Annotated in this window: 14 protein-coding genes and 2 tRNA genes; 11 read left to right on the top strand and 5 right to left on the bottom strand. The window is 49.9% G+C overall.

All coding sequences use genetic code 11. The annotated features are described in order from the left end of the window. Nucleotides 1-233 precede the first annotated feature (233 nt). Nucleotides 234-2,225: a DEAD/DEAH box helicase gene (locus H9I35_RS03485; protein WP_252722709.1), complete on the top strand. Its 1,992-nt coding sequence runs from the start codon at nt 234-236 to the stop codon at nt 2,223-2,225. 95 nt (nt 2,226-2,320) lie between these two features. Here the strand turns inward: H9I35_RS03485 and H9I35_RS03480 are convergent, their stop codons facing one another. Together H9I35_RS03480 and H9I35_RS03475 are read right to left on the bottom strand one after the other, a co-directional pair. Further along, nucleotides 2,321-3,775, bottom strand: a complete 1,455-nt coding sequence (locus H9I35_RS03480) for an NFACT RNA binding domain-containing protein (protein WP_187420237.1) — start codon at nt 3,773-3,775, stop codon at nt 2,321-2,323. Nucleotides 3,776-3,855: 80 nt separating this feature from the next. Next, a complete protein-coding gene (locus tag H9I35_RS03475) occupies nt 3,856-5,169 on the bottom strand; it encodes a cyclic nucleotide-binding domain-containing protein (protein WP_252722708.1) in 1,314 nt (437 codons plus the stop codon). A 112-nt stretch (nt 5,170-5,281) separates the two neighbouring features. On the opposite strand from H9I35_RS03475, the gene H9I35_RS03470 reads away from it, so the two are divergent. Both H9I35_RS03470 and ilvB read left to right on the top strand, forming a co-directional pair. Further along, a complete protein-coding gene (locus H9I35_RS03470; RefSeq protein ID WP_187420235.1) occupies nt 5,282-7,408 on the top strand; it encodes a methyl-accepting chemotaxis protein in 2,127 nt (708 codons plus the stop codon). A gap of 9 nt (nt 7,409-7,417) precedes the next feature. Further along, nucleotides 7,418-9,160, top strand: coding sequence for a biosynthetic-type acetolactate synthase large subunit (ilvB, locus tag H9I35_RS03465; protein ID WP_187420234.1), 1,743 nt, complete (start codon nt 7,418-7,420; stop codon nt 9,158-9,160). A 246-nt stretch (nt 9,161-9,406) separates the two neighbouring features. On the opposite strand, the gene H9I35_RS03460 is transcribed toward ilvB, so the two are convergent. After that, entirely contained in the window at nt 9,407-10,747 is a 1,341-nt protein-coding gene (locus H9I35_RS03460; protein WP_187420233.1) for a GntP family permease, read from the bottom strand. A gap of 77 nt (nt 10,748-10,824) precedes the next feature. Then, complete coding sequence (locus tag H9I35_RS03455; RefSeq protein ID WP_187420232.1) at nt 10,825-11,649, bottom strand: MBL fold metallo-hydrolase; 825 nt, start codon at nt 11,647-11,649, stop codon at nt 10,825-10,827. Nucleotides 11,650-11,821: 172 nt separating this feature from the next. Here H9I35_RS03455 and H9I35_RS03450 point away from each other — a divergent pair, with 172 nt between their 5' ends. The 5 genes from H9I35_RS03450 to H9I35_RS03430 all read left to right on the top strand — a co-directional run bounded on the left by H9I35_RS03450 (nt 11,822) and on the right by H9I35_RS03430 (nt 16,221). Then, nucleotides 11,822-12,889 carry a methionine ABC transporter ATP-binding protein gene (locus H9I35_RS03450; RefSeq protein WP_187420231.1) on the top strand — a complete coding sequence of 356 codons (1,068 nt, stop codon included), beginning with the start codon at nt 11,822-11,824 and terminating at the stop codon, nt 12,887-12,889. Then, complete coding sequence (locus H9I35_RS03445) at nt 12,886-13,590, top strand: methionine ABC transporter permease (protein ID WP_187420230.1); 705 nt, start codon at nt 12,886-12,888, stop codon at nt 13,588-13,590. Before H9I35_RS03450 ends, H9I35_RS03445 begins: the two co-directional genes overlap by 4 nt. Before the next feature lie 108 nt (nt 13,591-13,698). After that, the gene (locus H9I35_RS03440) at nt 13,699-14,622 is read left to right on the top strand and encodes a MetQ/NlpA family ABC transporter substrate-binding protein (protein WP_187420229.1); all 924 of its coding nucleotides are present in this window, start codon (nt 13,699-13,701) and stop codon (nt 14,620-14,622) included. Nucleotides 14,623-14,635: 13 nt separating this feature from the next. Next, nucleotides 14,636-15,829, top strand: coding sequence for a M20 metallopeptidase family protein (locus H9I35_RS03435; RefSeq protein ID WP_187420228.1), 1,194 nt, complete (start codon nt 14,636-14,638; stop codon nt 15,827-15,829). A gap of 140 nt (nt 15,830-15,969) precedes the next feature. Further along, nucleotides 15,970-16,221 carry a GlsB/YeaQ/YmgE family stress response membrane protein gene (locus H9I35_RS03430; protein ID WP_016521562.1) on the top strand — a complete coding sequence of 84 codons (252 nt, stop codon included), beginning with the start codon at nt 15,970-15,972 and terminating at the stop codon, nt 16,219-16,221. A gap of 200 nt (nt 16,222-16,421) precedes the next feature. Here H9I35_RS03430 and H9I35_RS03425 read toward each other — a convergent pair. Beyond that, a tRNA-Val gene (locus H9I35_RS03425) sits at nt 16,422-16,495 on the bottom strand. A gap of 130 nt (nt 16,496-16,625) precedes the next feature. On the opposite strand from H9I35_RS03425, the gene H9I35_RS03420 reads away from it, so the two are divergent. The 3 genes from H9I35_RS03420 to H9I35_RS03410 all read left to right on the top strand — a co-directional run bounded on the left by H9I35_RS03420 (nt 16,626) and on the right by H9I35_RS03410 (nt 18,547). Next, a tRNA-Leu gene (locus H9I35_RS03420) sits at nt 16,626-16,712 on the top strand. Nucleotides 16,713-16,722: 10 nt separating this feature from the next. Further along, a complete protein-coding gene (locus H9I35_RS03415; protein ID WP_187420227.1) occupies nt 16,723-17,589 on the top strand; it encodes a TatD family hydrolase in 867 nt (288 codons plus the stop codon). A 70-nt stretch (nt 17,590-17,659) separates the two neighbouring features. Then, nucleotides 17,660-18,547: an NADase-type glycan-binding domain-containing protein gene (locus H9I35_RS03410; protein ID WP_187420226.1), complete on the top strand. Its 888-nt coding sequence runs from the start codon at nt 17,660-17,662 to the stop codon at nt 18,545-18,547. Nucleotide 18,548: the final 1 nt, after the last annotated feature.

Below are 18,548 nucleotides of genomic sequence, written 5' to 3'. Positions count from 1 at the left end.
TAAAGCGTTTCTAAAAAACGGTAATATATGCGAAATAATTAAAATTATATCACGATTTTCACTTGTAATTGTTTGTTATTTACGTTAGAGTAAAGCTATGTGTGCTGTGTCTGATGGACGCATGCGCGGCGTGTAAAGCCGCATCTATCGATTTTCCGGATCTTGAGTGCTTCCTGTCAGTCCCGTCACACAAATCAGGGGCGGGCGTTTGTCCGCAGGGTACAGGTATACACATGGATTCAGAAGACATCTCTTTCGAAGACCTCGGTCTGGACGAACAGACCTTGGCCGCAGTAGCCCGTAAAGGCTTTGTCACTCCTTCTCCGATTCAAGTTCTCGCAATTCCGCGCCTTTTGGGCGGAGACGCAAACGTCATCGCGCGCGCGCGTACGGGAACGGGAAAAACGGCCGCATTCGGTTTGCCTCTCGTGCAGCGCTTGAGAGGAGGAAGCGATCACGTCAAAGCGCTCATCCTTGAGCCGACGCGGGAACTTGCCGTTCAGACGTGCACCGAAATGCAGTCGTTCGCCGACGGAACGTTTCCGCGCACTTGCGTCGTTTACGGCGGCGCGTCGATGCTGTCGCAGATACGCGATTTGAAACGCGGCGTTGAAATCGTCGTCGGCACTCCCGGCCGCATTCAGGATCACATCGAACGCGGTACGCTCGACATCGGCAAAATCGATTATTTTATTCTCGACGAAGGCGATGAAATGCTCGATATGGGTTTCATCGAAGACATCGAAGCGATTTTCGAAAAAGCCAATCCCGCGAGCCGCATCCTGCTTTTCAGCGCGACGATGCCTGCTCCGATTCTCAAAATCGCTTCTCAGTTTATGGGCGAATACGAAATCGTCGAAGAAGAAGGCGTCGTCGACGAGCCGCTGCTCATCGAACAGAAATTTTGGGTGCTCCGCGAAAGCGAAAAGATAGACGCCCTCGTGCGCCTCATCGATATTTCCGACGATTTTTACGGACTCGTCTTTACACAGACGAAAATGGACGCCGACACCGTTGCGCGCCAGCTCGACGAACGCGGCTACGAAGTTGCAGCTCTTCACGGAGACGTTGCACAGAGCCAGCGTGAAAAAATCCTTGCGAGATTCCGCCGAAAAAAAACGCGCATCCTCGTCGCGACCGACGTCGCCGCCCGCGGCATCGATATCACGGGCTTAAGCCATGTCGTCAATTATTCACTTCCGTTCGACGGTGCGACGTACGTGCACCGTATCGGCCGTACGGGCAGGGCGGGAGCTGCGGGAACGGCGATCACCTTTGTCCGTCCCGAAGAGCGGAAGCGCAAACTCAGCTATATGCAAAATGCGATCCGAAAAAGCACGAAGGGCGAACTCAAAGAAGAATCCGTTCCGACGATCGAAGAAGTTGTTGCAAAAAAACGAGAGCGGCTTTTCGATAAACTTAAAAGCGATATCGGCTTGTCTCCGCGGCACGATCGCGTTTCGGAATCGGATGATGCCGATAAATTAATAATTAATAATTCCGATGAGCGGGCGGATATCTCCGATGCGGTATCCGATACGAACGCGCCGGCCGATACGGAAACATATGATGATGCGGAAGTTCAAAAGCCTGCTCTCATCAAAGCAGACGCGCAGTTTGCGGAGATGGCGAAAGAGCTCTGCAAAGACAACGACGCCCAAGACGTGCTCGCGGCGGTTATGTCCGTGCTCTACGGCACATCGCTCGATGTTTCCCGTTACGGAAAGATTGCGCGTCAAAAAGGTGAAGCGGCTCGAAGCCGCGTTTCGTTCGGAGAGGCGGGCGATCAAGTGCGCCTCTACGTGCAGATGGGACGGCGCGACGGATACGGTCCGCGCGAAATTGCGGATTATTTCAGCGATCTCCTCCATATTCCGGGGCGCTTCGTCGACCGCATCGATATGGCCGCGAATTTTACACTGTTGAGTCTTCCCGCCGATTCGGCAAAAAAAGCGCTCGAATTGTCCAAAAGAGGCGGGGATGTTCCGCACATCCACGTCGATTCCAAATCCGGCGGTTTTGAAAAAAAATCGCGTTCATCGTTTCGAGGCGACGGCGAATCTTTCGGCGGGAAAAAGAAATCGGGACGTTTTGAAAGGAGCGGCGGCTTCGGCGAAAAAAAATTCAAGTCGCACGGAAGACCGAACGTACATACGCCGACGGAGCGGAGCGGAAGCGCAGGTTTGTATCGGCGTAAATCCTCCGGAAGGGCAGAACGCTTTTAGATCGAAGCTTTTATAAATACGGCTTTTTATAAAGCCGTGCCGGGAAAGTGCTGATTAAAACGAGGAGTGCATTTAATCGGCACTTCCTCTTGTTTTTATTCGTGCGGCAATTCCCGCCGGATATCGTCCAGGCGGTCGAGCCGCGCCTGATCGAGAGTGATGAAAATATTTTTTTCCTGCGTCGGAAGCACGAGACCTTTCGGCCCGTTTTTCGCGCGGCGGAGATATTTTACCTTCGTATAATAGACGTCGGCTTTTCCCGCTTTGCGCCCCTTCGAATAGTAGACTGCAAGGTTTGCCGCGTCGAGCAGCACATCGCGAGGTACGGTTTTTCCCGGCCGGTTTTTAATAAAAACGTAACCTCCCGGAAAGTCGCGCGCGTGCAGCCACAGATCTTCACCTCGGACGTGGCGGCGTAAAAGCTCGTCGTTTTCGTCCGCGTCGCGCCCCGCGATGATGAGCCAGCCGTCGACCGTGTAGTCGAGACCCGGATGCGTTTTTTTCTTTTGCTGCTCCGGTTTTGTGTTCCGTCTGAGCAGCTGCTCTATCTTTACGGGATTTTGTTCGCGTATGATGTCGCCGTAGCGTTTGTCGAGAGCTGCTATCTCTTTTTTTTCGATTTCGATATCGTGTATGAGCTGTTCCGCTCCTCGCGTTTCTTTTCTATACCGCTCGTAATATGCAGCCGCATTTTCCTGTGCATTTTTTTTCGGATCGATTTTGATCCGCACCCTTCCTCCGGTATCGTAATCGTCGCATTCTAAAAAATCGCTTTTACCGTCGAGCAAATATCCGTATGATAAAATCAAATCGCCCTGATGTTTGTATTGGCCGGCATTTTTAAAAGATTCCCGTTTCGCTTTCAGCCGTTCGAGCGCCCCCTCTCTTTTCGATTTTTGCGCGGCATACCATTTTTCCGCTTGCGCCAAAAGCGCCGCGCGCGAAAGAGTGCGGGCATGCTCTCCGTACCACATATCGACTTTTTCGTTGAACGAAAGAGGTGCGGCATCGGGATGCTCCCTTGCATAGCGTTCTTCGATATCTCCGAAGGTGCGGACGGGATGCTCTTTTTGCGCAAACGCTCTTTCGTCTTCGGGAAGCGTGAAAGTACCGCCCGCGATTTCGCCTTTTGCAGGACGGCGATACATCGTATCGAGGATTATGTTCGATTCCGTACACAATACGATATTTGCAGCTCCGCTCCACAAACGTATATACATGATAAAACTTTCGTCGGCGTGCGTAAGCGTCATTTTAATAATCCGATCGAAACCGATTTGCGCACACGAGGCGATGCGGGAGCCTTTTATGCGCGATTTTAAAAATTCCATAAAACGCAGCGGCTTATCGTTCCGCGTGATTTTCCGTTTCGTCTCGTGTATGCGGCATGAAGAGTGCGCAGTGCAGATAAAGAGCGTGAGCGCTCTTCCGTTTTTATATGTGCAGAGCGCAAGCGTATCATAGCCGGGCTGGATGATGTCTTGGATAAAAGCGCCTTCGAGATCGAGTTCCGCGAGGATTGCGTTTATTTCGTTGCAGTTGAGCGACACGACAGTTCCTTATAATAATAATGCGGCATCATAACAGGTTCGGTTTCGGGTTTTCTAAAAGCCGGAATCCGACTTAATAATTATTTTTCGCCTTCCTGCCGTTTTGCAATCTGTGCGTTCAGCTCGATTGTCCGGTGCGTTTGTTTTTCAAGCCGCTGCGCGAGCATCCGCGAAAGGAATAAACCGTAGTGCGGATTTTTTCGTATCATCTGGAGAAAATCGCCTTTGGGAATTTTAATAAGTTTGCAGTTGCCGACGGCGAGGATCGTTGCCGAGCGTTTGTCGTTGAGCAAAAACGACATCTCTCCGATAAACACGTCGTTCGGCGACATGACGGTGACGAGCTTCCGTCCGGAATAGACTGCGTAGCGGCCCGATACGATAAAGAAAAGATCCGTCGTCGCTTCGTTTTGGCGGCAGACGATTTGTTTGTCCGTGTATGTCACCGTTTCGAAATTCGACATGACTTGAGGCACCGTGTTCGATTCGTCGATTCTGTTGTTGATTTCGAATACGACTTGATTGCCTTTTTCGTTGTATGCGATTTTCGAAACGAGTTCCGCTGCGAGACTGATGCCTCTGCCGTGCAAAGCTTCGTCATCCGTATTTTTTTTACCGATATATTTCCGCCAATCGAAACCGTCTCCTTCGTCCTGAATCGATACGGTCGATTTTTGTTTGCCGATCGCATACGTGATCGTAATCTGTTTGTTTGCGTATTGCGGATCGGCGGCCCGTTCCGTGATGAGGCTGAATATGTCCCCGTGCGTTTCCATCCATTTTGTTTTTTCTTCGTATGAGATATGCAAGTTCCCGTGTTCGAGCGCATTTGTCAAAAGTTCGGTCAAGGTCATCCGGAGGGCGCTTCGGTCGTCGCTGTTTATTCTGTTCGTACTGTATAAATAATTAATAAGAAACGACGTGTAGAATCTGATATCGAGCGGATCGTTGCCGCAGATAAACGTACCGTTTTCTTCGCCGCCGAAATCTTCCTGCATACCGCGGTTTAAAAGAAATTTCTGGTTTTGCCACAGGATGCGCAGCAAGTGAATAAAGTGAACTGAAAAATCGTTTATCGTTTGAATTGAAAGGATATTGGAATCTTTGAGCTCTTCGAGCTCTTGCATTTGCTTTCTGTCTTTACAAACCGCGATGATACCTCCGTAGTGCAGCCACGGATCGGAGTTCACTTCGCAAAGAATTTTCCCGCAGTCGATGTTCGGGGAAGTGTAGTCGAGTATTTTGATTTCGGGCAGTTCGTAATTGATGTAGCTGATGATATCGTCGGCGTCCGTTCTGATATCCGTGCCGAAATCGTCCGAAAATGCTGCGCAGCCTTCCCTCACCGTATCGATAATTTTTTTATTCGATGAGACGAGCAATATCTTTTTCATACTAACAGTATAACAGATATCCGTTTTTTTTGATATATCTTTTTTCATATATATAATGTATAATTGACAAAAGCTTCATAATGCGTGAAGATGTAAAAGAGGAGCAAACACTATGGCACAAACCGCTTTTTCCGATAAACTCCCTGCAGCAAAAAAGCAAACGTCTCTTGTACGGAAACTCAGCAGCGTCAACAGGATTACGGTATTTTTTACGGCAATCGTGTCCGGCGTTGCGCTTGCAGTTTTCTTTTACAGCATATTGACCGCTCAGCATGAGCAGGCGACAAGGGCAAGCGTTTCGGGGTATCGTATTTTGCTCGATGATTTCGGCTTGCGTGCGGAGGGGGCTGCGGTATCTATTGCCGGCCGTCCCGACGTCGTTCAGGCGGCGCTCAATCGCAATCACCAGTATGCGTATAAAATTCTTTCCGAACTCACAAAACAGATGCGTGTCGACTTTATCGTTTTAACCGACACGAGCGGCAACATCATTTCACGCGGACACTCGGAACGCTACGGCGACAATATCATAAATCAAAGAGCGGTCAAAGAAGCGGTCAGAGGTCGTGCGACGTATTCCTACGAAAAAGGGGTACTCGTCCGTTTTGCCATCAGAGCCGGATGCCCCGTATACGACAGCGAGCGGCGCATTATCGGAGCGGTCGTTTCGGGATTCAACGTATCGTCGGCGGATTTTTTGCAAAAAGCGCGCGCCACGTTCGGCTGCGATGTCATGCTCTATGACGGCACGGAAGCGGTTTCATCGACGATCGCTGATGAGGCGGGTGACATGCTCGCTCCGCCTATCGGTGACGATTGTATCGAAGCGGTGTTTTCCCGCGGTGAAATGTACGCGGAAATGGACAGGATCGGAAAGGATCAATATTATGTCGTTTATTGGCCGGTTTTCGATACTGCCGGAAAGCCCGCGGGTATGTGGGCGCTTGCAAGCAATTTTTCTTCATCGCGCGCGGAACTTATAAGAACGATCGGTCTTAGGATGCTTGAGATTATCGCGGCGGTCATCATACTGCTCGTCATCCTCGTTTCCATTATTGCAAACCGTATTTTCGGTTTGTTTATGCGCCCGCTTCAAAGAGTGTCGCAGGCGTTTACGGCTCTTTCGCAAGGAAACGCCAATCTCTCCGTCCAGCTCGATGTTCCTTCGAACGATGAAATCGGTACGCTCGTTTCGGGATTTAATAAATTCATCCGAAAACTGTATGCGATTGTTAAAGACGTAAAAGAAAGCAAAGCCACGCTCGTTACGGCCGGGGAAGATATGACCGGCCGTGCGGACGATACGTCGAGTTCCATCACCGAAATCATCGCGAATATCGAAAATATACACGCTCAGATGGACGAGCAGGAGTCGAGCGTCGAACAGACTGTCGGTTCGGTCAATGAAATCGCATCCAATATCGATTCTCTTGAGCGCATGATTCAAAATCAATCGAGCAGTATGACCGAGGCTTCGGCTGCCATCGAAGAGATGATCGTCAGCATTGCTTCTGTCAATCAATCCGTGGACAAAATGGTGGACTCTTTTTCTTTGTTGCGGGAAAAAGCGCAGGACGGTTTTATCAAACAAACCGATGTCAATACGCGTATCGGGCAGATAGAAACTCAATCGAATATGCTGCAGGGTGCGAATACGATAATCGCGGATATCGCAACGCGGACGAACCTGCTGGCTATGAACGCGTCTATCGAAGCGGCTCATGCCGGCAAAGCGGGTAAGGGTTTTGCGGTCGTTGCGGATGAAATCCGTAAATTGTCGAAGTCGTCGGCCGCACAGTCGAAGCGTATCGGCGAAGAGCTCAGCAACGTACAGCAGGCGATAAGCAGCGTCGTCGGCGCATCGGCCGAATTGAGTTCCGTGTTCAAATCGGTGTCCGACGAATTGAATGTTACGAATCAGTTCGTGCTGTATATCAAGCAGGCAATGCAGGAACAAAACGAAGGTTCGAAACAGATAGACGCGTCGCTGCGCATTGTAAACGGAAATACGACAAGCGTTCAAAATGCATCGCGCGAAATGGCGGCCGGCAATAAATCGATTCTTGCCGAAATCAGCAAACTGCAAAATAATGCGGCCGGTATGAAAGCAGGTATGGATGAAATGGCAATGGGTGCACGGCAGATAAATGAAACGGGTGCCGCATTGGAAAGTATTTCGACGCAGGTGAAAGAGGCCATACAAAAGATCGAATCGCAGATCGATCAGTTTGAACTGTAACCGATATTTATGAAAAAGACGGGAAGCGAAATAATCGTCAAGCTGCTCGAAATGGAAGGCATATCCGTCGTTGCGGGAATTCCCGGCGGATCGATTTTGCCGCTGTACGACGCGCTTGCGAAAAGTTCGATCCGTCACGTTCTCGTGCGCCATGAACAGGCTGCGGGTTTTATTGCGCAGGGCATGACGCGGAGCAGCGGAAAGCCGGCGGTATGCTTTGCGACGAGCGGTCCGGGCGCGATGAATCTCCTTACTGCGGTCGCCGATGCCCGAAGCGATTCCGTTCCGATCGTCGCGATCACGGGGCAGGTGAACACAAGCCTTATCGGCACCGATGCGTTTCAGGAAGCGGATACGTTCGGACTTTCCTTTCCGATTGCAAAGCACAGCATGATGGTAAAATCTCCGGAAGAGCTTTTGAGCGCTGTTCCGCAAGCCTTTGCGATTGCGATAAACGGACGCCCGGGACCGGTACTCATCGACGTCCCGCGCGACGTACAGCTCGCTTCATGCGAATTCGATTCTTGGCCCGATATCGCCTCCGTTACGATACACGATATCCGCTTTCATACGCCGCCGTCGGAATACGCTTCGAGTATGGATCGCATAACCGATGCGCTTGCCGAAGCTCGGCGTCCCGTTCTTTTTTGCGGAGGAGGCTGCAATTCGGAATCGGCTGCAAAAGAACTGCAAAAATTTTTGAAAAGCTATCGTCTGCCGGTAGTGACGAGTCTTATGGGAATCGGCTGCGTGCCTTCCTCTTTTGAAATGTTTGCCGGTATGGTCGGCATGCACGGTTCCTACGCTGCAAACGTCGCTATGCACGAAGCCGATCTCGTCATAGCCGCAGGCGTCCGCTTCGACGACAGGGCGACGGGCGTCGTGTCGAAGTTTTGTCCGAAAGCGCGCGTCGTGCACATAGACGTCGATGCTGCCGAAGTCGATAAAATCATCGATGCCGATATTTCCGTCGTCGCCGACGTCGGCTCCGTCTTTCCGATCCTCGTGCAGCTTGCTTCCCGAAAGCAGGAGCTTTTCGCCTCGAATTGGCAAAACGCGGAAGCGCGCGCCGTGTGGCTTGAAAAAATTATTCGCCTTAAAGCGGAAACCTTTTCAACCCTTTGCGGTGCTGCGAAAAAATCGCCCTACGGCAATCCCCGCGAGTGCATCGCGTCGATTCCGCTCCTCGCGGAAAAAGCGGGTATGAGGCGCGACAAACTCATCGTTACGACGGATGTCGGTCAGCATCAAATGTGGACGGCTCAATATTATCCCGTGGAAAAGCCGAGAACATTTCTTACATCGGGCTCTCTCGGTACGATGGGATTCGGTTTGCCCGCCGCGATCGGTGCTTCTCTTTCGAATCCGGAATGCCGCGTCGTGTGTTTTTCCGGCGACGGTTCCATCCTCATGAATATTCAGGAGCTTGCAACGCTTTCCGAGCAAAACCTTGCGGTGACGGTCATCGTTTTCGACAACGGCACGCTTGGCATGGTATATCAACAGCAAAAATACCTTTTCGGCGGAACCTATGCCGCAAGCGAATTTTCTCATCGCGTCGATTTTGTTGAAATCGCACGAGGTTTCGGTATCGATGCCGTGGATGCGGCCGAAGATGAAAAGTGGTATGAAAAAGCGTTTTCCCCGAAACGGGAGCGAAAGCCGTTTTTAGTGCGCATCGAAATCGATTCTGCGGAAGACGTGCTGCCCTTCGTTTTGCCGGGCAAAGCGAATATCGACGCTCTGCGATAAAATTCTCCATTCGTTTCGCACATCGGCTGAATGCCGAGTTTTGAACACACATAACAGCGTGCGCAGGCGAGGTTCCGGCTGCGTGCCGTTTCGAGCGTTAGGCTTGCGGAAGCCTGCCCTAAAAGCTCGACCGCGGTATATACGGCGAGTTTGCAAAGCAAACTCGGTAGTGAGCGCAGCGAACGAAGTTCTCGCCGAACGCACGGCTTTATTCACTCATACTTTCAAAACTCGGCATTCAATTTATTAATGTACGAATAAAGAAACGATAAATACGACGACGATCGTCGTAATGCCCTGTACGAGCGTTACACCCGTTTGGCACTTATACGCCTGCTGCGTATTCATATCGGAAAATTGCGAAACGACCCAGAAGTACGAATCGTTTGCATGGCTCACCGTCATCGAACCCGCGCCTATCGCCATGATCACGAGTACTTTGCCGATTTCCGACGTAAAGCCGAGAGCCGGCATGAGAGGCGCGACCATTGCCGAAGTCAAAATCATCGCGACCGTAGACGCGCCCATCGCGGATTTTAAAATCGCCGCGATAATGAACGGCAGGAAAACGCCGACATTCATCTGCAAAAGCGTCGAGCTCAGCGCGTCCGCGAGCGGAAGCGATTTTAATATTTCTCCGAATGCGCCGCCTGCGCCGGTGATGGCGAGGATGCCCGCAGAATTCGTCACTCCGTCGGTAACCCATGAAAGCGTATTCTTTTTTTCCGATTTCGGAATGAGCGTCGTCGCAAGAGCGATACCCAACAGCAACGCAACGACGGGATTTCCGATAAACGAGCAGAACGTTTTGACGGCGCCGGTGCCGAAGGGATGCGACGGGAAATCTCCGATACTCTTTAACGCGATGAGGATAATCGGTACGAGGATCGGAGCGAAGGAGTGCAGCGCACCCGGAAGCTTGCCGTATTTTTCTACGAGTTCTTCTACCGTATATTCGGGGTTAGCCGGAATATCGATTTTACCTGCCACTTTGTTTGCATACAGGATTCCCATAAACGTCGCCGGCAGCGAAATCAAAAGACCGATTCCGATAACCAAACCGAGGTTTGCGCTGAGCGTACCCGCCATTGCGATGGGACCCGGCGTCGGAGGAACGAGACAGTGCGTCGCATACAGACCTGCGCTGAGCGCCGTTGCCATGACTGCAAGCGATTTGTTCGACTGTGCCGCAAGTGCGCGGCTGATCGGTGAGAGGATGACAAAACCCGAATCGCAAAATACGGGAATACCCGTTACGTAACCGGTCAATCCCATCGTGAGAACAGAGCGTTCTTTGCCGACGAGTTTCAAAATGGTATTCGCCATCGTCAGAGCGGCGCCCGTCTTTTCGAGAATAGTGCCTATGATCGTACCTGCGAGGATGACGATACCGATGCTCGCTAAGATGTTGCCGAAACCGGCTTTTACTTTGTTGATAACGTCTTCCGTGTTCATTCCGCACAGCAAACCGACGGCGATCGCAATGACCGTCATCACGATAAACGGATGAATTTTCAATTTGCTGATCGCAAGAATCATGGCTATTACCCCAACGATAATAACCGCCAACATGTACGCACCTGACATTTAAAGCCTCCTGCTTTTTTAATAATTTCAAAATTATTAAATGCGATACGGTTTAATAATTTTGATAATACCTGTGATTAAAGTACGATGACGCTGCCGGTCGCAAGACGACAGTCGGTTACGGCATTTGTCTCCGCGAGTATTTCGTGGACGCGGTTTCCGCTGCAATGACAAAATCCCGTTTTTCGTACGCCCTGCTTTTGCAACTCTTCGATCGTTTTTCGGATGCGTTCGTCGTCGGCTTCGACCAAATGAGAGCCTCCGTAGACGGCGGATACGGGTTTACCGAAGTGCGCGGCTACCGATGCCGTCATGTTGAGTATGCCCGGATGCGAGCAGCCGACGATGACCGTGAGGGATGCACCGTCGTCGTATACGAGGCAGACTTCGTCGTTGAAAAAATCAGGGACGGTATTGCCGACGACTCCTTTTACGAAGCGTTCGGGAATCGTTTCGAATGCATAAGTGCGGGCAAATCCCGAAAAAGCGTAGAGCGAATCGCTCAATTGCAGGCAGCCGTCGCATTTTCTGTGAGCGATGCCGCGTCTGTCGAGCAGCGCTTTATCGAAACTTGCGCCGAGATACGTAAACGCACCGTTTAGAAAATTATATTTCGGAAGAAAAAAATCGGGACCGGTAACGAGTTCGCGTATGCGGTATTTTTCGGCAAAAGCGGCGAAACCGCCTGCGTGATCGTAGTGAGAGTGACTTATGACGACGCACTCCACGTCGTCGAGCCGGACGTTCATGAGGCGGGCATTGCCGGTAAAGATGCCCGTCGCGCCCGTATCGAATAAAAAAGATTTATCGTCGATGCGGAGCAAAAGAGAGAGACCGTGTTCGACTGAAACCGATTTCAGTTCGGCTTGCGTGTTTTCGAGCAGTACCGTGAGGGTGTTCATTGCTTCTCCGTTTTTGAATATACTATTATTGTACATCGTCATTTCCAAAAGTCAAGTTTTCTAATCGATCTGTCGGTGCGGAAAGTATGCGATTTTTGTTTTCTCCTGAAGTCTGTTGACTGTATTTGTGAAATTATATATACTAGTATTTCAGTAGGTTATTAGTGTTATTATGATTGTCTTACAGAACGTCAACAAAACGTATCGTCTCAAAGATGCGCATGTCGAAGCGATCAAAGACGTGTCGCTTCAGATTCGCGACGGCGATATTTTCGGCGTCATCGGCTATTCCGGAGCGGGAAAATCTTCGCTTGTCAGATGTATCAATTTACTCGAAGTTCCCGACAGCGGTTCGATTTCGGTGAACGGCACGGATGTTACATGGAGCGAAGGCGGAAAGTTCAAACGGCTTTCCAATCACGAAATGAAAAAAGTGCGCAAAAAAATCGGCATGATTTTTCAGCATTTCAATCTGCTCGACCGTTCGACCGTGTTCGGAAACGTGGCATATCCGCTTGCGTATTCGGGGCTTGCAAAAGAGGAAATCCGCTCCCGCGTTTTCGAACTGCTTGAACTGGTCGGTCTTACCGACAAGGCGGCGGCTTATCCGTCTCAACTTTCGGGCGGACAAAAGCAGCGCGTAGCTATTGCGCGCGCTCTTGCAAACAATCCGCGCGTGCTGCTTTCGGACGAAGCGACGAGTGCGCTCGATCCCGAAGCGACCGAATCGATTCTTTCGCTTTTAAAAGAGCTCAATAAAAAATTAAATCTTACGATCATTCTCATTACGCACGAAATGTCGGTTATCAAATCGATATGTCATAAAGTTGCGGTGATGGAAAACGGACGAGTGGTCGAAGAAGGGGATGTGTATACCATTTTTGCATCTCCCGTTCAGGCGATTACAAAGAAATTTATCGCTTCTCAATCTTCGCTTTCAAAAATCGACATGCTCGCATCGGGCGGTGCTCTTATCGGCACGCAAGGCGGCGGCGCACTTGTTAAATTGCAGTTCGAAAAAGATGCCGTCGGCGATGCGCTCATTTCGGAAGTGTCGAGAAAGTTCGGCGTCAATTTGAATATCGTACTCGCAAACGTCGATATCATTCATGGGGAGCCGCTCGGTGCGATTATCGCTGTGATAAAGGGAGATGTGCAAAACGTCGCCGCCGCTCTTTCGTATTTCCGAAGTAAAAACGTAAAAGTTTTTGAAAATATCATTCACGACGGAGGCAAATGATGGAATTTATAGAACGATGGTTACCGAATCTGTATTCCTATTGGTATAAATTTCTTGCCAACTGTGCCGCGACGTTTCAAATGTTTATCATATCGGGCGCAATCTCGTTCGTGTTCGGCATGATTTTCGGCGTACTTCTTATCGTGTTCAAAAAAGACGGTATAAAAGAAAACAAAACCCTTTACACGATCGTCAGTATTTTTATTAATTTATTCCGATCGATTCCTTTTGTCGTGCTCCTCGTGTTTTTGATTCCGTTTACGAGAGCGTTCGTCGGAACGGCCATCGGAGTGAAGGGTGCGATCATTCCGCTCATTTTCGGAACGGTGCCGTTTTTTTCGCGTCAAGTCGAAACCGCCCTTGAAAACGTCGATCCCGGAAAGGCGGAAGCGGCGCGCAGTATGGGAAGCGGTACGTTCGGTTTGATCTTCCGCGTGTATCTTCACGAATCGGTGCCGGAACTCATCCGCGTAACGACGATCACGGCGATTTCCCTCGTCGGTCTTACGACGATGGCGGGCGCCGTCGGCGCGGGCGGGCTCGGCGATTTCGCAATCAACTACGGGCAGGGTTTGAATCATCAGGATATCATCTATGCGTGTATCATCGTACTGCTGCTGTTTATCTGCCTTTTGCAGTTTATAGGTTCGTTTTTCGCAAAAAGGACGACGAACCGCGAGCTCGTTAAAAAACAATATTGATCGTTCCGTAGGAATCGGCGGAGACGAAAAAAATTAAGAGAAACAAGGCCGGCTTAAAGTCTGTTACTTTTTCGACAGCCTTGAATTTTGATTATATAGGAGAATCATATGAAAATTATTAAGAAATTGGTGAGCGCCGTTTTTGCTGGCGCTTTGATTGCAGGCGGGGCTTTTGCGCAAAAGAAGGGTGCGGCGACGGTAAAAGTCGGCGTATGCGGATCGTCAAACGATCAGTGGAAAGCCGTGCAGTATGTGCTCGACAGCGAAAAGTCGGGTATCAAAATCCAGCTCGTCGAATTCAGCGCGTACAATCTTCCGAACGAAGCGCTCAATTCCGGCGACATCCATCTCAACGCATTTCAGCACAAAGCCTATCTCAATAACGATGCGTCGAAAAACGGCTACAAAATTACGGCTATCGGCGATACGCTCATCGCGCCGCTGACGCTGTATTCGAAAAAATACCAAAGCGTCGACGATATCAAAAAAGCCGCCGGCACGAACGGAACGAAGGCGGTTCGGAAAAACGCGCTCCGCCTCGCCATTCCGAGCGACGGAACGAATTTGAGCCGCGGTATCAAACTGCTTGAAGCGGCGGGCTTTATCGAAGTGAACCCCTCGGCGGGATATACGCCTGAAATGAAGGATATTACGAAGCTCGTGTACAATATCGAAGTCGTGCCGCAGACGGCAAATACGCTGCCGCAGACGCTGAACGATTATGCGGGTGCGACGATAAACGGCACCTATGCGATTCCGTCGGGATTCGTTCCCTCGCGCGACGGATTGATAATCGAAAAGCAGTCTTCTTCGGGCGACAATCCCTACGTCAACGTTATCGTCGCCCGCACGAAAGATAAAGACAACGCGCTCTATGCGAAGATTGTGAAAGCCTATCAATCGCAGACGGTTGCCGAATATATTTTTTCGAAGTACAAAGAATCGTATTTTCCGGCATTTACATACGGTACGATCGATGCGAATACGGCCTCAGCGACGGTAAAAAAAGTCGACGCTGCAGTCCGCTGGTAAAAAGAATACGCGTATGGATGAAGTCGAAAAGCGCTTGACGGCTGAAATACAAAACGATCATCGGTATGTCGTCGGTTTGCGGCGGTACTTCCACATGCATCCTGAAATCGCACGGGAAGAATTCAACACCGCAAAAAAAATCGAAGACGAACTCGACGCTGCCGGCATCGCCCATAAGAGAGTCGGCGAAACGGGTGTGTATGCCGAAATCAGGGGAACGAAGCCCGGTAAAAAAACGATCGTGCTCCGAGCCGACATCGACGCGCTTCCGATTCAGGAAACGCACGCTTGCGAATATATGTCGACCGTTCCGGGCAAAATGCATGCGTGCGGACATGATGCGCATACGGCTTCTCTCATCGGTGCCGCGCGTATTCTCGCGTCTCATACCGATGCCTTCGGTGGTACGGTGCGCTTGACCTTTCAGGCGGGCGAAGAGATCGGATACGGCGCGCGCATCTTCGTCGACGGCGGCTTCCTCGACGGAGCCGACCGCACGTTCGGCATCCATACAGCCTCAAACGTTCCCGTCGGTTCCGTCGTCGCAATGGAAGGACCGAACAACGCGAGCGTCGATTGGTTTAAAATAAGCGTGCAAGGCTACCCCGCGCACGTGTCGACGCCCGAACTCGGAGTCGATGCCGTCTATATTGCAAGTCACATCGTCGTCGCTCTGCAGGCGCTCGTTACAAGGCGTACTTCTCCGATGGACAACGTACTCATCGGTGTCGGAAAGCTTACGGCGGGGGATGCTTACAATATAGTAGCGCAAAAAGCGGAACTCGAAGGGACGATCCGTGTGCTCTCGCCGGAAACGAGGAAAGCGGTAAAGGGGCAGCTTGAAACGCTCGCATCGAATATCGCCTCTTCATTCGGCGGCACGGTAAAAATCGAATGGAAAGATTTTACGTCTCCGCTTATCAACGACCGCGAAGCGGCTCTCGAAGTGCAGCGTCTCGCATTCGATATTTTCGGAAGCGATAAAGTGATTACGCAGCGAAAGCCCTCTCTCGGCGGTGACGACTTTGCCGAATATATTATTAAAGTGCCCGGAGTCTACGCCTATGTCGGAACCGGAAATCCCGCGAAAAAGGAAACGGTCGCCGCTCATCACGACTCGATGTTCGATATCGATGAAGAAGCGTTGAACGTTGCGGTGTCTTTATATACGCTTTATGCGATACGGTTTTTGAACGGTACGGTGTAGGGTGCGCTCTGTCTTCTATACTACAGTAATTAAAAGCATATCTGAAAACCGAAGAAAAGTGCGGAGGATCGATATGTTGCCGTTTATTGTGAAATGGTAAAAGAATATTTTATATGCTATAATAAATGCGAGGTGTTCTTATGGTGATGATAATTATTTTTACGATTGTAATCGGTGCGCTTATCGGATGGCTTGCCGGAATTTTTATGAAAAGCAAACACGGATTTTGGATGAACTGTCTGATCGGCATCATCGGTTCGATTGTCGGTTCCGCCGTTGCGAATGCGCTTAACATCGGCGGCGGGGGATTCGCTTCTTCGATAATCATCGGCGTTGCGGGTTCGTGCATCTTTATCGCAGCCGTCCGCGCGATCATGGGTAAAAAATTCTAAACGCGAAAGGGACTGTCGGAAAAGTGAGGTTTAAAAGCGCCGCTGAAATGGCGCGCCGCTTTTAACTTCGAGTTTTCTTGCAGAAAACTCGCCCGTATACGTGTGCGCCGCTCGAAACTTCGCGCTTACGCGCTCGTTGCGAGGCTCGCGCACTAACGCGGACGCGATATAGTCGGGAAAATAAAAATACCGCTTTCCGATGCGCGATACTAGAATCGAACTAGTGACCCCAAGCGTGTCATGCTTGTACTCTAACCAACTGAGCTAATCGCGCACCTGAAAGCGGTGTAGTGATTACTCTATCGGATATCGAACGTTTCGTCAAGATGCGGATTTTATTTTATCGAATACAATCGGGTTATTTACAAAAATCCGCATACAAGTTATAGTGGAGCGCATGTGTCGCCAGGATGGTGGAATTGGTAGACACAAGGGACTTAAAATCCCTCGGCAGTTAAAATGCCGTGCCGGTTCGATTCCGGTTCCTGGCAAAAAATCTTTATGTTTTCTGATACTCATTTTCATTTTTTCAAGATGTGCGAACGCAGGGGCGGCGACGGCTCGGAAATCCTTTCCGAAATGGCAAAGCGCAATTGTCTTTTTGCCCTCGATATCGGTACCGAATGCGGCGATTTGTCTGCGCGAAAAGCCTCACTGGAAAAAGCCCTTTCACTCGTAAGCGGAGAACTGCAAGAAAATGCCGGGCGTATGCTGCATTACACTGCGGGCTTGTGGCCGTCTCCCGATGCGATTGTACATCGGAAAGAGATGATAGAAACGCTCAAAAAAGATATCGCTTCGTTTTCCGAAAAGATTGCGGCCATCGGAGAGTGCGGCATCGACCGGCATTGGAATCCTGCGGCCGCCGACGGAAAATGTGAAAGCGATTCCGATCGGGCGATGAGGGAAGGGGAGTGCGAGCTTTTTGAAATGCAGATCGAGCTTGCAAAAAAACTGAATCTTCCGATTGTCGTACACAGCCGCGACGGTTTTGAAGATACGTATCGGTGCATAAAAAATTCGAAATACGACAGAGGGATCATCCACTGTTTTTCGTACGGCATCGAAGAAGCGCGCGCCTTTCTCGACTGCGGCTGCTACATCAGTTTCAGCGGTTCGGTTACGTACGCAAAGCGCGGCAAAGCGGACGAAATGCAAAAGCTTTTGAGCTACGTTCCCTCGGACAGGATCCTCTGCGAAACCGATTCCCCGTACCTCGCCCCCGTTCCGTACCGCGGCAAAACGAATACGCCGCTCTTTGTCGAACACGTTTACCGTTATGTCGCAAAAGCGCGAAACCTAAGCCCCGAAGCGCTCGGTGAAATCGTCGATGAAAACTGCCGCCGCCTCTTTGCCCTCGAAGGATAGGGGAGGTGCGGCGATCACGTGCTGTATCTGCTGTAATAAAACTCATAGAAGTGGTACTATTCCGCAAGAAATGAAAAAAATACGAATGATTCTATTTTTTACACTATTTTTCGGAGCGAGCGGAGTTTCTCAAACTCCTGCATTAAAAGATGTTCGGGCGAAACAATACGGCTTTGAAAACAAAACCTATATTTACAGCGGTTACTTTATCGATTTAAAAAATCCGAGATTTTATTTTTCGTTTAAAGACGGCACGATTGAAATTGCCGAACCGGCTTTCAACACCGACGAAGAAAAATGGGCACAGGCAATAGTATACACAGCTCCGTATGCGCTTATCCGAAAGGACGGCTTTTTATATTTACATACGGATACACGGCGATTTTTAATATTATTTTCCGGAGAAGTTTGCTTGTTAAAGGACTGCAATTCGACTTTATGTTTGTGGGGATTGGAAAAAAGTTCAAAATATATTCTCAGAGATACTGTGCGCGGATACACGTCGCCGTTTCTGTTTCAGCCGCAGTATCAATCGTTCAGTTCGTTTTTGACGGAGACAATCAACGGTGTAAAATTTGCCTATAATCGGGAAAACAAACGGTATTATTTGGAAATAAATCCTTGGGTCGAAGGTATAAGCGGCGACGGTATCGGAGAAGTGCAAACCGTTAATGTACCGTTCGGTTCCGATACGTTTTTATTTTTAAACGGGTTTATAGATTCCGGCAGACCAGACTTATATCTTAAAAATTCACGAATAAAGGAGTTGATTGTCCGAAACGGAACGTTTCAAGAAACGATAACGCTAAAAGACAGCCCTGAGCCGCAGATAATACAATTTGCATGCCTGTTGGAAGGCGAAGTTTCGTTTGAAATCAAAAGCGTTTACAAGGGAACAAAGTATGAGGATACCGCAATGAGCGGAATATTGTATTTGCGCATTCCGCCGGAGAGATGAA

Origin of the sequence: Treponema sp. Marseille-Q4132, assembly GCF_014334835.1 — a bacterium.
Classification (GTDB): Bacteria; Spirochaetota; Spirochaetia; order Treponematales; family Treponemataceae; genus Treponema_D; species Treponema_D paredis.
This window is presented reverse-complemented; position numbering and strand designations above follow the sequence as displayed.

What these genes read in the sequence shown, in the direction of transcription:
- H9I35_RS03475 (WP_252722708.1), bottom strand. Translation starts at nt 5,169, where the DNA reads ATGAAAAAGATATTGCTCGTCTCATCGAATAAAAAAATTATCGATACG.
- H9I35_RS03460 (WP_187420233.1), bottom strand. Translation starts at nt 10,747, where the DNA reads ATGTCAGGTGCGTACATGTTGGCGGTTATTATCGTTGGGGTAATAGCC.
- H9I35_RS03470 (WP_187420235.1), top strand. Translation starts at nt 5,282, where the DNA reads ATGGCACAAACCGCTTTTTCCGATAAACTCCCTGCAGCAAAAAAGCAA.
- H9I35_RS03430 (WP_016521562.1), top strand. Translation starts at nt 15,970, where the DNA reads ATGGTGATGATAATTATTTTTACGATTGTAATCGGTGCGCTTATCGGA.
- H9I35_RS03450 (WP_187420231.1), top strand. Translation starts at nt 11,822, where the DNA reads ATGATTGTCTTACAGAACGTCAACAAAACGTATCGTCTCAAAGATGCG.
- H9I35_RS03440 (WP_187420229.1), top strand. Translation starts at nt 13,699, where the DNA reads ATGAAAATTATTAAGAAATTGGTGAGCGCCGTTTTTGCTGGCGCTTTG.
- ilvB (WP_187420234.1), top strand. Translation starts at nt 7,418, where the DNA reads ATGAAAAAGACGGGAAGCGAAATAATCGTCAAGCTGCTCGAAATGGAA.
- H9I35_RS03455 (WP_187420232.1), bottom strand. Translation starts at nt 11,649, where the DNA reads ATGAACACCCTCACGGTACTGCTCGAAAACACGCAAGCCGAACTGAAA.
- H9I35_RS03485 (WP_252722709.1), top strand. Translation starts at nt 234, where the DNA reads ATGGATTCAGAAGACATCTCTTTCGAAGACCTCGGTCTGGACGAACAG.
- H9I35_RS03410 (WP_187420226.1), top strand. Translation starts at nt 17,660, where the DNA reads ATGAAAAAAATACGAATGATTCTATTTTTTACACTATTTTTCGGAGCG.
- H9I35_RS03445 (WP_187420230.1), top strand. Translation starts at nt 12,886, where the DNA reads ATGATGGAATTTATAGAACGATGGTTACCGAATCTGTATTCCTATTGG.
- H9I35_RS03435 (WP_187420228.1), top strand. Translation starts at nt 14,636, where the DNA reads ATGGATGAAGTCGAAAAGCGCTTGACGGCTGAAATACAAAACGATCAT.
- H9I35_RS03415 (WP_187420227.1), top strand. Translation starts at nt 16,723, where the DNA reads ATGTTTTCTGATACTCATTTTCATTTTTTCAAGATGTGCGAACGCAGG.